This is a genomic window from Mesorhizobium sp. M1004, assembly GCF_040318795.1.
Classification (GTDB): Bacteria; Pseudomonadota; Alphaproteobacteria; order Rhizobiales; family Rhizobiaceae; genus Mesorhizobium.
Map to the genome: position 1 here is coordinate 515,844 of NZ_JAMYNB010000001.1, position 14,909 is coordinate 530,752.

Here is a 14,909-nt window from a genome sequence, read left to right on the forward strand (position 1 = left end):
CTCCGCCAGCAAGAGCGGGGTCAACAGTGAGGCGTATCGTGCCGGAAAAACCGGATCGGAATGCAATTGAAGTCGTAAACGTCAGTAAAATTTTCGGATCGGGTGAGGGGCAGGTTGCTGCCCTCGATACGGTCTCGGTATCCATCCGCGAGAATGAGTTCTTCACCCTGCTGGGACCATCCGGCTGCGGCAAGACCACGTTGCTGCGGCTGATTGCCGGCTTCGACTTTCCAACCGCCGGCGAAATCCTCCTCTACGGTCAGGACATCGCGCCGTTGCCGCCCTTCAAGCGGCCGGTCAACACCGTCTTCCAATCCTACGCGCTGTTCCCGCATATGACGGTCGCCGACAATATCGGCTTTGGCCTGGAAATGCTGGGCAAGCCGAAGGCCGAGATCAAGGCGCGCGTCGCCGAGATGCTGAAACTGGTGAAGATGGAGGCGCTGGCGGGTCGCCGAACCAGCCAGATCTCCGGCGGCCAGCAGCAGCGCGTGGCGCTCGCCCGGGCGCTGGCGCCGCAGCCCAAGGTGCTCCTGCTCGACGAACCGCTCTCGGCGCTCGACTACAAGCTGCGCAAGGAAATGCAGATCGAATTGAAGCGGCTGCAGCACGAGACGGGCATTACCTTCATCTTCGTCACCCACGACCAGGAGGAAGCGCTGACCATGTCGGACCGCATCGCGGTGATGTCGTCGGGCAAAATCCTGCAGGTCGGCTCGCCGCGCGACATCTACGACCGGCCGGCCGAGCGTTTCGTCGCCGACTTCATCGGCGAGTCGAACTTCCTCAAGGCGGATGTGGTTAGCGCGACTGGTGGCCGGGCGACGGTGAAGCTGCCGTCTGGTGTGGAAATCCCAGCCTCGCTGCCGGAAGGCTTCAGCCCCAGCGGCAAGGTCACCATCGTCGTGCGTCCAGAGCATGCGCAGTTGGGCACGGCCAGCCCGATCGCTTCGCTGTCCGGCACCGTCGAAAACATCGTCTATCTCGGCACCGACACGCACTTCCATCTGCGCCTTGCCGGTGGCGAGCCGTTCATCGTGCGGCGTCAGAACAGCCGCGGCGCCGGTGACGGCTTCGTGCAGGGCGGCCAGATCGGCATCATGATCGGCAACGACGCCGCGCAAGTGCTGAAGGACTGATCATGGCGACCGCGGAACAAGTCGCCAAGGCAGCGGAGCGGCGCGATGTGCGCGACCGCTGGCTGCTGTCAGCGCCAGCCTTGCTGGTGATCTTCCTCGCCGCGACCGGCCCCTTGCTGATCGTGCTGATCTACTCGTTCCTGACGCCTGGCCCCTATGGCGATGTGAAGTGGCAGTTTTCGCCCGATGCCTGGCTGTCGGTGTTCATGGAACGCGACATTTTCGACGATACGCTTTCGCTTGCGGCAGCGCATGTCACCATCTTCTGGCGCTCGATCAAGCTGGCGGTGATAACGACGATCGCCACTTTGGCATTGGGGTTTCCAACCGCCTATTTCATGGCGACGCGGAGCGAGAAAACCAGGGATCTCTGGCTGTTCCTGATCACCATTCCGTTCTGGACCAACCTTCTGATCCGCACCTTCGCCGTGCTGCAGATCATCCGCAACGAAGGCATCATCAACACCATCCTTATCAAGCTTGGTATCGTCTCAGCGCCGGTGCAGATCCTCTTCACCGACACGGCGATTCTGATCGGCATGGCCTATGTCTATCTGCCGCTGATGGTGCTGCCGATCTATGCCAGCATGGAGAAGCTTGATTTTCGCCTCGTCGAGGCGGGCTACGACCTCTACGCGACCCGTTTCAATGTATTGCGGAAGATCATTTTCCCGCTGGTCAAACCCGGCGTCATTGCCGGCTCCATCCTGGTCTTCATTCCAGCCCTTGGCGCCTATGTGACGCCGAGCGTGCTTGGCGGCGGCAAGAATATGATGCTGTCCAACCTGATCGAATTGCAGTTCGGCCAAGGCCGCAACTGGCCGCTCGGCTCGGCGCTGTCGATCACGGTGATGATCATCGTCATGGTGGCGCTGCTTGCCTATGTGCGCAATGCCGGCAAGTCGGGGGTGCGGCATGGCTAAGAACTTTTCCATCAAGCACCAGACCGGCTTCACGGTGATCGCTGCGACCTGTTTTATCGTGCTCTATCTGCCGATCATCGTGCTGGTCGCCTATGCCTTCAACGCGGCGAACTCGACGTCCGAATGGGGCGGCTTTTCGATGCGCTGGTTCCAGTCGGCTTGGCAGAACGTGCAAGTTATCGACGCAACGCTACGCTCGTTCCAGATCGGCGCCGTCGCTGCGGTGCTGTCGACAATCTTTGCCACCATGGCCGCGCTCGCCACCACGCGCACCGCGTCCTATCCGGGCCTCACCTTCAAATATGCGGCGATCAACCAGCCGCTGATGGTGCCCGAGATCGTCACCGGCGTGGCGCTGCTGATCTTCTTCTCGCGCATCAAGATCTTCACCGGCTATTCCGGCATTGGCTATCTGATCGCCGCGCACACGGCGTTCTGCATCCCGTTCGCCTATCTGCCGATCCGGGCGCGGCTGGAAAACATGGACCTGACGCTGGAGCGCGCGGCCGCCGATCTGTACGCGACGCCTTGGAAGACCTTCCGCCGCATCACGCTGCCGCTTTTGTGGCCCGGCATACTGGCCGGACTGATGCTGGCCTTCGTCATCTCGCTCGATGACGTCGTCATCACCGAGTTTGTCAAATCGGGCGGCCAGGATACGCTGCCCACCTACATGCTCGGCCAGATCCGCCGCGGCATCACGCCTGAGATCAACGCGATATCGACCGCCTTCCTGCTGCTTTCGGTCGCGATCGTCACGTTGTTTTTCTTCGTCAGCAGGAAAAGAGACTGAACCGACAAATGGGAGCTAAAACCATGAACTGGAAAACAACGACAGCCGCCATCGGGTTGGCGCTGCTCGCAACGACGAGCCTGGCCCGCGCCGATGGCGAGCTGAACATTTACAATTGGGGCAACTATACCAGCCCCGATGTGATCAAAAAGTTCGAAGCCAAATACAACGTCAAGGTGACCATCACCGATTACGATTCCAACGATACGGCGCTCGCCAAGGTACGCCAGGGCGGCACCGGCTTCGACATCGCCGTTCCGTCGCAAACCTACGTGCCGATCTGGATCAAGGAGGGCCTCGTGCAGGAGACCGATCCGGGCAAGATGGAAAACTTCAAGAACGTGGCGCCGGAATGGGCCAATCCAGACTTCGACCCCGGCCGCAAATATTCCGTGCCGTGGGCGCTGGGCACCGTCGGCGTCGTCGTCAACACCGATGCCTACAAGGGACCAGCCGACAGCTGGGGCATCATCTTCAACACGCCGGACGAGCTGAAGGGCAAGACCAATGTCGTTCCCGAGATGAATGACGTTATCTTCGCGGCGATCAAATATGTCGGCGGCCAGCAGTGCACCGACGACAAGACGGTGCTGAAGAAGGTGCGCGACACGCTTGTCGCGGCCAAGCCGAACTGGATCGCCATGGAATACAACACCATCGAAAAGATGGGCGCCGGCGACTTCAAGGCGACCAGCGACTGGAACGGTTCGGCGCTGCGTCAGCGGCTGGCCAATCCGGCCATCCATTACAATTATCCGAAGGAAGGCTACGGCCTGTGGAGCGATAACGTCGTCGTTCTCAAGGAAGCCAAAAATGTCGAGAACGCCAAGCTGTTCCAGAACTTCATCATGGATCCGGAAAACGCGGCCGGCCTCTCGGCCTTCCATCGCTACGCAAACGCCATTACCGGCTCGGACAAGTACATGCCGGCCGATATGAAGGATGCCCCGGAAGTCGTCATTCCGGAGGCTGCGAAGGCACAAGGCGAATTCCAGAAGATGTGCGCGCCTGAGATCCAGGACATCTACACCAAGATCTGGACCGAACTGCAGAAATAACCGCAGTCTGACAGACCCGGCGGCATGCGCCGCCGGGTCTTTTCTTTCCGGAATGGCTTTCATGGACTCCTATCGCAACAGCGATCCGCGGCCGTCGATCATGCAGGGCTCGCCGCCTCAAATGGTGCCGCCGAAGCTCGACTGGGACCGGCCGCCATGGAATCGCTGGGCCTTCCAACACATCCGCGAATTCCTGCCGACCATCGAGGTCTGGCGCGGTAATGGCCATCGCCATCGTCTTGAGCGCGCAGAGACCGATCTCGACGCGCTGCCGGTGGAAGACAGCAAGGGCCGTCCGACGACGCTCGTTGGCCTGCTCGACGAGACCTACACGGACGGCTTCCTGGTGCTCAAAGACGGCAAGGTCGCCTATGAGCGCTATTTCAACGGCATGGCCGAGCGCACGCTGCATCTGTCGCAGTCGATGGCGAAGTCGGTAACAGGCACCGTGTTCGGTATTCTGGTTGGGCGCGGCTTGATCGACCCGGCCAAACCGGTGACCGCCTATCTGCCGGAGCTCGGCGCGACCGGCTGGGCCGGCGCCAGCGTGCAGCATGTGCTGGATATGACCACCGGTGTACGCTTTTCCGAGGAATACACCGATCGCTATTCCGACATCGGCCAGGTTGATGTCGCCACGGGCTGGAAGCCGGTGCCGCCGGACAGCGATCCGGATTTCCAATGGCCGCCGCATCTGTTCGAGTTGATCTTGCAGCTGAAGGACAAGGTGCGGCCGCATGGCGCCGCGTTCGAGTACCGCTCGATCGAGACCGACGTGCTTGCCTTCATCATGGAGCGGGTCACCGGTAAACGGCTGGCGCAGCTGGTGTCCGAGGAGCTGTGGCAAAAGCTCGGCGCCGACGAAAGCGCTTGCTTCACGGTCGACAGCGCCGGCTATGCGCTGGCCGATGGCGGCTTCAACGCGACGCTGCGCGATTACGCCCGCTTCGGCCAGCTGATCCTCGACAAGGGCCGCGGCATCGTGCCGGCCGACTGGATCGAGGCGACGCGCAACGGCAGGCATGGGCCGGACTTCAATCCGAGCCTGCCCGAAGGCAGCTATCGCAACCAGTTCTGGATCGAGAACCCGCGCTCACGCGCGCTGATGTGCCGGGGCGTGTTCGGGCAGATGATCCATATCGACTGGGACACCGGCATGGTCGTGGTCAAGCTTTCGACCTATCCGGATTTCAGCAATGTCGCCTATTCGGTGGCAACGCTGAAGGCGGTGCACACCATCGCCATGGCGCTTGGTTGACCCACAACAAATCACCCTCTGAGGAAACGTTCATGACCGGCAAGACCGCGTTCGAGACCCGCTACGGCTTCGCCCGCAATGAGGTGCTGCTCTCCAACTGGCGCGAAAGCCCGTTCAACCGCTGGTCGTTCCAGAACCTTGGCGAGCTGGTGCCTACCGCCCCCGTGGCGGCGACGCCGGGAAGCGTCGAGGTACCGGTGCGGGACCTGAGCGGCCTGCTCGGCGAAAACGTCTCCGTCGCCGGCGCGCCGGAGACGGTGGCCGAATTCCTCACACGTTCGAGCAGCGACGCGCTGACGGTGATGAAGGCTGGCAAGGTCATCGGCGACTGGTTCGCGCCCAATATGGATTTCGGTGCCCGTCACATCATCTTTTCGATCAGCAAATCGGTCACCGCGATCATCGCCGGAATACTGGAAGGCGAGGGCGTGTTCGACCCGGAAGCGCCGGTGACCCAGTACATTCCGGAAGCCGCCGGCTCGGCCTATGCCGATGCAAGCTGCCGGCATGTGCTCGATATGAGCGTCAGCCTCGATTTCGAGGAGGCCTATCTCGATCCCGAAAGCGCCTTTGCCCGTTACCGCCGCGCGACGCTGTGGAATCCGGGCGGCGGCACTGAAAGCTTGCGCGAATTCATTCTGACCTTGCAGCGGCTCGAAGAACCGCACGGCAAAACCTTCCGCTACCGTTCGCCCAATTCCGATCTGCTCGGCCTGCTGCTCGAACGAGCTTCCGGCCAGCGCTTCCCGGACCTGATGCGCGAGAAACTGTGGCTACCGCTGGGTGCAGTCATCGAGGCTTCGATCGGCGTCGACATGGAAGGTACGGCGCGCACCGCCGGCGGCATTTCGGTGACGCCGCGCGACCTGGCGCGTATCGGCGAGATGATGCGGCAGGGCGGCACGGCCAATGGCCGCGGCATCGTGCCGGAAGGCTGGGTGCGCGATACGACCGTTGCCGGCGGCAGCGCGGAGGCCTGGCAGCGCGGCACAATGGTGCATCTGTTCCCGAAGGGCCGTTACCGTAACAAATGGTACCAGACGGGGGCGGCAAACGGCGCCTTCTGCGGCATCGGCATCCACGGCCAATGGCTCTACGTCAACCCGAAGACGGAAGTGGTGATTGCAAAAATGGGGTCGCAGCCGGTGCCTGAAGATTATCCGCTCGAACGCGAGATCGTTGCCTTTTTCGAGGCGCTGAGCGGGATGGTCTGAGGACGAGCCAAAGCAAGGCGCTTTCCTGTGGACCTCTTTGACGCTTGAGAACACTGCGGTTGGCGTGACGGACATCAGCGCCTATGGTCGCCGCTCTTTGCGACAGGGACCAGCATGGCAGCAGACAGCAAACGCATCGCATCCATCATCGCGGCAGAGATCGGGGCGCGGTCGGAGCAGGCATCAGCAGCTATAGGGCTGCTCGATGAGGGCGCGACGGTGCCGTTCGTGGCGCGCTACCGCAAGGAGGTCACCGGCGGGCTCGACGACACGCAATTGCGCGACCTTGCCGAGCGATTGGCCTATCTGCGCGAACTCGATGCGCGCCGCGATACCATTCTCGGTTCGATCCGCGAGCAGGGCAAGCTGACCGAAGAACTTGAGGCCAAAATTGTGGCTGCCGCCACCAAGGCTGAACTGGAAGACATCTACCTGCCCTACAAGCCCAAGCGGCGCACCAAGGCCGAGATCGCCCGGGAGCGCGGGCTGGGGCCATTGGCGGAGGCTATTTTGGCCAACCGGTCGTTGGTGCCCGCCGAGGCGGCGCTGGCTTATGTGACCGAGGATGTGACCGACGCCAAGGCCGCACTGGAAGGCGCACGCGACATCCTGTCGGAACAGTTCGCGGAAAATGCAGATCTGGTCGGCAAGCTTCGCACCTACATGAAGGAGCGCGCTTTCATGCGTGCCCGTGTCGTCGACGGTAAGCAGGAGGCCGGGGCGAAATTCTCCGACTATTTCGACCATGTCGAGCGTTGGGCAAATGTTCCGAGCCACCGTGCGCTGGCCATGCTGCGCGGCCGCAACGAAGAGGTGTTGTCGCTCGACATCGAGGTCGATGCCGACCATGCCTCGCCGGTGAAGCCGGTCGAGCGGATGATCGCCAATGCCTACGCCATCGGCGGCAGCCTGCCGGGCGACCGCTGGCTGATGGAAGTCGCCGGTTGGACCTGGCGGATCAAGCTTTCGCTGCACCTGACGCTCGATTTGATGCGCGATCTGCGCGAGCGGGCGGAGGAAGAGGCGATCCATGTCTTTGCACGCAACCTCAAGGATTTGCTTCTGGCGGCACCCGCCGGCTCGCGGCCGACCATGGGACTCGATCCCGGCATCCGCACCGGCGTCAAGGTCGCGGTGGTAGATGGCACCGGCAAGGTGCTGGCGACGACGACGGTCTATCCATTTCCGCCGCGGAACGATGTGCGCGGCACACAGGCGGAACTCGCCAAGCTCATCCGCCTGCACAAGGTCGAGCTGATCTCGATTGGCAACGGCACCGGCAGCCGCGAGACTGAAAAGCTGGTCGCCGACATGCTGTCCGACATGCCTTCGGATGGTGGGCCAAAGCCGCTCAAGGTGATCGTCAGCGAGGCCGGCGCCTCGGTCTATTCGGCCTCGGCGACAGCGGCGGCTGAGTTTCCCGGGCTCGACGTGTCGCTGCGCGGTGCGGTGTCCATAGCCAGGCGGCTGCAGGATCCACTCGCCGAACTGGTCAAGATCGAACCGAAATCGATCGGCGTCGGCCAGTACCAGCACGACGTCGACCAGTATCGGCTCGGCCGTTCGCTGGAAGCGGTGGTGGAGGACGCGGTGAATGCTGTCGGCGTCGATCTCAACACCGCCTCGGCGCCGCTTTTGGCCCGCGTGTCAGGCCTGGGCGCGTCGCTTGCCGATGCCATTGTCGCGCATCGCGATGCGACCGGGCCGTTCGCCAGCCGCAAGGAACTGCTCAAGGTGGCGCGGCTTGGACCGCGCGCGTTCGAACAATCCGCAGGCTTCCTGCGCATTGCCAATGGCAGCGAGCCGCTCGACGCCTCGTCGGTCCATCCGGAAGCCTATGGCGTGGCCAAGAAGATCGTCGCTGCCTGCGGCCGCGATGTGCGCTCGCTGATGGGCGACAGCGCAGCGCTCAAGGCGCTCGATCCGCGAGTCTTCGTCGACGAACGCTTCGGCCTGCCGACGGTGCGCGACATCATTGCCGAGCTGGAAAAGCCCGGCCGCGACCCGCGCCCCGGCTTCAAGACCGCAACCTTTGCCGATGGCATCGACGACATCAAGGATCTGAAGCCCGGCATGCTTCTGGAAGGCACCGTTACCAATGTCGCTGCCTTCGGCGCCTTCGTCGATATCGGCGTGCACCAGGACGGGCTGGTGCATGTCTCGCAACTGGCCGATCGTTTCATCAAGGACGCGCATGAGGTGGTGAAGGCCGGCGACGTGGTGAAGGTGCGGGTCGTCGATGTCGACATCAAGCGCAAGCGCATCGCGCTGTCCATGCGCAAGGACGGCGGCGAGGGCGGGACGCCGAAGGGGCCGCGCGACAATGGCGGCGGCAAGCCGGCGCAACCTTCGCCGATGCCGCAGCGTCAGCCGGAACGACCGGCACAGCAAGGCGCGTTTGGCGCAGCACTGGCCGATGCCTTGAAGCGGAAGTAGCCCCGAATGGTTCCTTGCAATCGCTAGAGCGTTATCTACCATCCTTGTGTGGAGATACGCGCGATATGGCAAGTTTCGAGAAAGTGAGTGTCCAAGAGTTGGGGCGTCTTTGGGACGAGGGCATGGCGAGTGGCAGTTCGGTTGATGGAGACCAGGCTTTCGCCCGGATCAAAAGCAAGCTCGATGCGAAAGTTGCCGAACGCAAGTCGCAAGAACGCTGCGCTTCCAGCCGGAAACCGAGCCGATGAAGCGGAAGTAGCTACCAGGCCAGAACGGCCGGTTCCTTCTCAACCTGGCCCAGCAGCCAGTCGCGAAAGCTGACGACGGGCGGGTGGCCGCGCTTGTCGTTCGGGACGACGAGGTAGTAGGCGCTGCGGCTTTGCATCGGCTGTCCCGGCGCCGGCACGAGCTGACCGCGCTGCAATTCGCCGGCGATAAGAACTTGCGGCAGGAGCGCGACGCCAAGGCCCGCCATGCAGGCTTGGGCAACGGTGCCGAATTGCTCGAACTGCATGCCGGGTCCGATCGGTGCGCTCAAGCCCTGTTCCTCGAACCATTCGCCCCAGGCCCCGGGACGCGTCGCCATGTGCAGCAGCGGCAGGCGGCTGATGTCGGCCGCCTTGGTGATATCGCGGCTGGCAAGGAAGTCGGGCGAAACCACCGGCATCACGGTTTCGCGCATCAACAATGTGGAATCGGCGTCCGGCCAGTCCGGCTGGCCATGATGGATAGCGGCGTCGAGGCGTTCGCGGGCGAAGTCGAAGCGGCCGATGCGGGTCACGAAGTTGATGGTGATGTCAGGGTTTTCTGCGACGAAATCCGGGATCAGCGGCATCAGCCAGCGCGTGCCGAAGGTCGGCAGTATGGCGAGGTTCAGCATGCCGCTATGCCGATTGCTCATCAATCCGAGCGCGGCGTCGCGCAATTGCCCGAGTGCCGCCCGCACGGCTTCGGCATAGATTTCGCCCGCCGTGGACAGCCGAACATTGCGGCTGTCGCGCTCGAACAGCCGGCGGCCGAACTGTTCCTCCAGAAGTGCTATCTGGCGGCTGACGGCCCCTTGGGTCAAATCGAGTTCCTGGGCGGCAGCGGTGAAGGAGCCAAGGCGGGCCACGGCCTCGAAGGCGGCAAGGGCGCTGGTGCTGGGTAAAAGCCGGCGTTGGACGTTCATGATCCATTACTAAACCTCATTGATCTGTGATGCAATTTTGTTTGATTTTTCCGAAGCGGAGGTGGATAAGCCCGAGCACTTCAAGATTTTGGGAGAGAGCGAAGCCATGGCCGCCGACAAGAACGCGTTCGTCTGGGAAGACCCCTTCCTGATCGAGAACCAGCTTTCCGAGGATGAGCGCATGGTGCGCGATGGCGCGGCCGCCTTTGCCGCCGACAAGCTCGCGCCGCGCATCGAGGAGGCCTATCTCGAGGAAAAGACCGATGCCGGCATCTTTCGCGAGATGGGCGAGGCCGGCCTGCTCGGCATCACCATCCCTGAGGAATATGGCGGGCTCGGCGCCAATTACGTCACCTACGGGTTGGTGGCGCGCGAGGTCGAGCGGGTCGATTCCGGCTACCGCTCGATGATGTCGGTGCAATCGTCGCTGGTGATGTACCCCATCCATGCCTATGGCACGGAAGAGCAGCGCAAGAGATACCTGCCGAAGCTGGCTTCGGGCGAATGGATCGGCTGTTTCGGCCTGACCGAGCCGGATGCCGGTTCCGATCCGGGCGGCATGAAGACGCGGGCCGAGAAGACGGCGAACGGCTACAAGATTTCCGGCTCGAAAATGTGGATATCCAACGCGCCGATCGCCGACGTGTTCGTGGTCTGGACGAAGCTGAAGGGCGACAACGGCAAGGACGAAATCCGCGGTTTCGTGCTGGAGAAGGGCATGAAGGGGCTGTCGGCGCCGAAGATCGGCGGCAAGCTCAGCCTTAGGGCCTCGATCACCGGCGAGGTGGTGATGGAAGGCGTCGAAGTCGGCGAAGACGCGCTGCTGCCCAACGCCAAGGGCCTCGGCGGCCCATTCGGCTGCCTCAACCGGGCCCGCTACGGCATTTCCTGGGGCGCGATGGGCGCCGCCGAGGATTGCTGGCACCGAGCCCGGCAGTATGGACTCGACCGCAAGCAGTTCGGCAAGCCGCTCGCCGGCACGCAGTTGTTCCAGAAAAAGCTCGCCGACATGCAGACCGAGATTGCGCTCGGCTTGCAGGGCTCGCTGCGCGTCGGGCGGCTGATGGATGAAGGCAAGATGGCACCGGAGATGATCTCGATCGTCAAGCGCAACAATTGCGGCAAGGCGCTCGACATCGCCCGCCAGGCCCGCGACATGCATGGCGGCAACGGCATCCAGATCGGCTACCACGTCATGCGCCACGCGCAGAACCTGGAGACGGTCAACACCTATGAAGGTACGCATGACGTGCATGCGCTGATCCTTGGCAGGGCTCAGACGGGGATACAGGCGTTTTTCTAAAGCTGTGCCGATGTTCAGGTGAGGCCGGCCTGCAAATGGCCGATGCCTGCGCTTCCGGTGCTCGCGTACGAAAAGTACGCTCTGCTCCGGTTCTCGGTATCAGCCATTTTCGACTCGGCCTGACCTGAATCTCGACACAGAGTAGCCGGCTTCGGCTGCTTAATTTAGGTGCAGCGCAACATCTCTGCTTGGAGAATGGCCAATAGATGTGTCAGGGTTCGGCTGAAGAAACGCCGATCTCCGGGGCCCCATGGCAATACTGGCAGCCGTCTACCACCTGACCCATTACAAATATGACCGGCCGGTGGTTCTCGGGCCCCAGGTCATCAGGCTGCAGCCGGCACCGCATTCCCGCACCAAGGTGCTCAGCCATTCGCTGAAGGTCGGGCCGGCGAACCACTTCGTCAATCTGCAGCAGGACCCCTACGGCAATTTCCTGGCCCGCTTCGTCTTCCCGGAGCCGGTGACGGAATTGAAGATCGAGGTCGACCTCGTCGCCGACATGACGGTCTACAATCCGTTCGATTTCTTCGTCGAGCCATCGGCCGAGACCCTCCCGTTCGAGTACCCCGAAGACATCAGGGACGATCTCGCCATCTACCGCACGCCGGAGCCGGCGGGGCCGCTGCTGTCTGCTTTCCTCGCAACCATCGACCGTAGCGCCACCAACACCGTCAATTTCATCGTCGACCTCAATGCGCGGCTGCAGCGGGAGATCGCTTATATCGTGCGGATGGAAACCGGCGTGTTCTCGCCGGAGGAAACGCTGGCCGCGAAAAAGGGATCGTGCCGGGATTCGAGCTGGCTGCTGGTGCAAATCCTCAGGAATCTCGGCCTCGCCGCGCGTTTCGTCTCAGGCTATCTGATCCAGCTGAAGCCCGATCTGGTCGCGCTCGATGGCCCAGCCGGAACCGCCGTCGACTTCACCGACCTGCACGCCTGGTGCGAGGTCTATCTGCCGGGCGCCGGCTGGATCGGCTTCGATCCGACGTCCGGCCTGCTCACCGGCGAAAGCCATGTGCCGCTGGCGGCCACGCCGCATTTCCGCAACGCCGCGCCCATTTCCGGCATGGCGAGCTTTGCCAATGTCGAGTTCGGCTTCGACATGCGTGTCGACCGCATTGCCGAACATCCGCGCATCACCAAGCCGTTTTCGGATGAGAGTTGGCAGGCGCTGGATGCGCTGGGCAACAAGGTCGACGCCGCACTTCAAGCGGGTGATGTCAGGCTGACAATGGGCGGCGAGCCGACCTTTGTGTCGATCGACGATTTCGAGTCCGCCGAGTGGAACACCGCCGCCGTCGGCCCGACCAAGCGCGAAAAGGCCGATGCGTTGATCCGGAAACTGCGCGAGCGCTTCGCGCCGGGCGGTTTCCTCCATTACGGCCAGGGCAAATGGTATCCGGGCGAGAGCCTGCCGCGTTGGACCTTCTCGCTGTATTGGCGCACCGACGGCCAGCCGGTGTGGAGCGATCCATCGCTGATCGCACACGAAAAGAGCGATGCGAAGGTCGGGCCGCAGCAGGCGAAAAGCCTGCTGACGGCAATCGCCGGCGAACTCGGCATCGACAAGGCGATGGTCAGCGAGGCCTATGAGGACCCGGCCGAATGGCTGCTGAAGGAAGGTAAGCTGCCCGACAATGTCGATCCGTCCAACTCCAAACTGGAAGACCCCGAAGAGCGCAGCCGCATGGCGAAAGTGTTCGAGCGCGGGCTGACCAGGCCGTCCGGCTATGTGCTGCCGGTCCAGCGCTGGAACAGCCAGGCATCGGACCCGCGCTGGCGCTCGGAGAAGTGGAAGACGCGGCGCGGGCGGCTGTTCCTGGTGCCGGGCGATTCCCCGGTCGGCTACCGCCTGCCGCTGGGCACGCTGCCCTATGTGCCGCCGGCACAGTTCCCCTATATCGTGCCGGTCGATCCGTCGCTGCCGCGTGGACCGCTGCCGGCGCGGGAAGCCATACTGCCAGAACCGGCTCCGGCCGAACTGGAAGGCGCCGACGAGATGGCGCGGCGCCAGCAGGCGGTATCGTTCACTGCGGCGACCGGCCAGCAAGACCGGGTGGAGCAGGAGATCACCGAGATCGGCGGCGCGGTGCGTACAGCACTTTCGGTCGAGCCGCGCGACGGGCGGCTTTGCGTGTTCATGCCGCCGGTCGAGGCGCTGGAAGACTATCTCGAGCTCGTCGCAGCCGCAGAAAACGCGGCCAAGGCGATCGGCCTTCCCGTGCATATCGAAGGCTATGGACCGCCGCACGATCCGCGCCTCAACGTCATCAGGGTGGCACCCGATCCCGGCGTCATCGAGGTCAACATCCATCCGGCTGCCAACTGGCAGGACTGCGTGGCGACGACGACGGCGATCTACGAGGAAGCACGGCAGACGCGGCTTGGCGCCGACAAGTTCATGATCGACGGCCGCCACACCGGTACCGGCGGGGGCAACCATGTCGTCGTCGGCGGCGCGACGCCCAATGACAGCCCGTTCCTGCGCCGGCCCGATCTGTTGAAGAGCCTGGTGCTGCAATGGCAGCGGCGCCCGTCGCTGTCCTATCTATTTTCCGGCCTGTTCATCGGCCCGACCAGCCAGGCGCCGCGCTTCGACGAGGCGCGGCACGACTCGCTTTACGAACTCGAGATCGCGATGGCGCAGGTGCCGCATCCGGGCCAGGGCAACACACCGCTGCCTTGGCTGGTCGACCGACTGTTTCGCAACCTGTTGACCGATGTCACCGGCAATACGCACCGCTCGGAAATCTGCATCGACAAGCTGTTTTCGCCCGATGGCCCGACCGGCCGGCTTGGGCTTGTCGAGTTCCGCGGTTTCGAGATGCCGCCCAATGCGCGCATGTCGCTGGCGCAGCAATTGCTGGTGCGCGCCATCATCGCCCGTGCGTGGAAGAACCCGCTTGATGGCCGCTTCGTGCGCTGGGGCACCTCGCTCCATGACCGTTTCATGCTGCCGCATTATGTCTGGGCGGATTTCCTCGACATGCTCGACGACCTCAAGCTCAACGGTTTTGAATTCCGGCCGGAATGGTTCGATGCCCAGCTGGAGTTCCGCTTTCCGTTCTGCGGCGAAGTCCAGCATGCCGGCATCAAGCTGGAACTGCGGCAGGCGCTGGAGCCGTGGCATGTGATGGGTGAGCAAGGCGCCATCGGCGGCACTGTGCGTTTCGTCGACTCCTCGGTCGAACGGCTGCAGGTCAGGACCGAAGGCCTCAACCCGGACCGTCATGCCATTGTCTGCAATGGCCGAATCGTGCCGATGAAGGTCACCGACAATCGCGAGGTCGCGGTGGCCGGTGTGCGCTTCAAGGCCTGGCAGCCTTCGTCGGGCCTGCACCCGGCGCTGCCGGTCAACACGCCGCTCGTCTTCGATATCTACGACCGTTGGTCGGGGCGGGCGGTGGGCGGCTGCGTCTACCATGTCGCGCATCCAGGTGGGCGCAGCTACGACACCTTCCCGGTCAACGGCAATGAGGCTGAGGCGCGGCGTCTCGCCCGCTTCGAGCCGCGCGGCCATACGCCGTCGGTCTATGTGGTGCGCAATGAAGAAGCCTCTGAAGACTTCCCCATGACCCTTGACCTCAGGCGGCCAGCAAGACTCTGATCAG

General features: G+C 63.1%; 11 protein-coding genes. 10 read left to right on the forward strand and 1 reads right to left on the reverse strand.

Features of this window, described 5'->3' with window-relative positions; genetic code table 11:
* Positions 1-38 precede the first annotated feature (38 nt).
* From NKH54_RS02525 to NKH54_RS02560, 8 genes are all read left to right on the forward strand, one after another.
* Positions 39-1,139: an ABC transporter ATP-binding protein gene (locus NKH54_RS02525; RefSeq protein WP_023683467.1), complete on the forward strand. Its 1,101-nt coding sequence runs from the start codon at positions 39-41 to the stop codon at positions 1,137-1,139.
* Positions 1,140-1,141: 2 nt separating this feature from the next.
* On the forward strand, positions 1,142-2,062 hold the full coding sequence (locus tag NKH54_RS02530; protein ID WP_353027664.1) for an ABC transporter permease: 921 nt from the start codon (positions 1,142-1,144) through the stop codon (positions 2,060-2,062).
* Positions 2,055-2,855: an ABC transporter permease gene (locus NKH54_RS02535; protein WP_023671766.1), complete on the forward strand. Its 801-nt coding sequence runs from the start codon at positions 2,055-2,057 to the stop codon at positions 2,853-2,855. The genes NKH54_RS02530 and NKH54_RS02535 overlap by 8 nt, the downstream gene beginning before the upstream one ends.
* 23 nt (positions 2,856-2,878) lie before the next feature.
* The gene (locus tag NKH54_RS02540) at positions 2,879-3,913 is read left to right on the forward strand and encodes an ABC transporter substrate-binding protein (protein ID WP_023671767.1); all 1,035 of its coding nucleotides are present in this window, start codon (positions 2,879-2,881) and stop codon (positions 3,911-3,913) included.
* Between the two features lie 61 nt (positions 3,914-3,974).
* The gene (locus tag NKH54_RS02545; protein ID WP_353027665.1) at positions 3,975-5,171 is read left to right on the forward strand and encodes a serine hydrolase domain-containing protein; all 1,197 of its coding nucleotides are present in this window, start codon (positions 3,975-3,977) and stop codon (positions 5,169-5,171) included.
* A gap of 32 nt (positions 5,172-5,203) precedes the next feature.
* Positions 5,204-6,385 carry a serine hydrolase domain-containing protein gene (locus NKH54_RS02550; RefSeq protein WP_353027666.1) on the forward strand — a complete coding sequence of 394 codons (1,182 nt, stop codon included), beginning with the start codon at positions 5,204-5,206 and terminating at the stop codon, positions 6,383-6,385.
* 114 nt (positions 6,386-6,499) lie between these two features.
* Complete coding sequence (locus NKH54_RS02555; RefSeq protein WP_353027667.1) at positions 6,500-8,821, forward strand: Tex family protein; 2,322 nt, start codon at positions 6,500-6,502, stop codon at positions 8,819-8,821.
* Between the two features lie 65 nt (positions 8,822-8,886).
* The gene (locus NKH54_RS02560) at positions 8,887-9,069 is read left to right on the forward strand and encodes a hypothetical protein (RefSeq protein ID WP_353027668.1); all 183 of its coding nucleotides are present in this window, start codon (positions 8,887-8,889) and stop codon (positions 9,067-9,069) included.
* An 11-nt stretch (positions 9,070-9,080) separates the two neighbouring features.
* Here the strand turns inward: NKH54_RS02560 and NKH54_RS02565 are convergent, their stop codons facing one another.
* Positions 9,081-9,992 (reverse strand): LysR family transcriptional regulator, encoded by a 912-nt coding sequence (locus NKH54_RS02565; RefSeq protein ID WP_353027669.1) that lies wholly within the window; start codon positions 9,990-9,992, stop codon positions 9,081-9,083.
* Positions 9,993-10,098: 106 nt separating this feature from the next.
* Between NKH54_RS02565 and NKH54_RS02570 the strand changes: the two genes are divergently transcribed.
* Together NKH54_RS02570 and NKH54_RS02575 are read left to right on the forward strand one after the other, a co-directional pair.
* Complete coding sequence (locus tag NKH54_RS02570; RefSeq protein WP_353027670.1) at positions 10,099-11,295, forward strand: acyl-CoA dehydrogenase; 1,197 nt, start codon at positions 10,099-10,101, stop codon at positions 11,293-11,295.
* Positions 11,296-11,545: 250 nt separating this feature from the next.
* Positions 11,546-14,905 (forward strand): transglutaminase family protein, encoded by a 3,360-nt coding sequence (locus tag NKH54_RS02575; RefSeq protein WP_353027671.1) that lies wholly within the window; start codon positions 11,546-11,548, stop codon positions 14,903-14,905.
* Positions 14,906-14,909 lie beyond the last annotated feature (4 nt).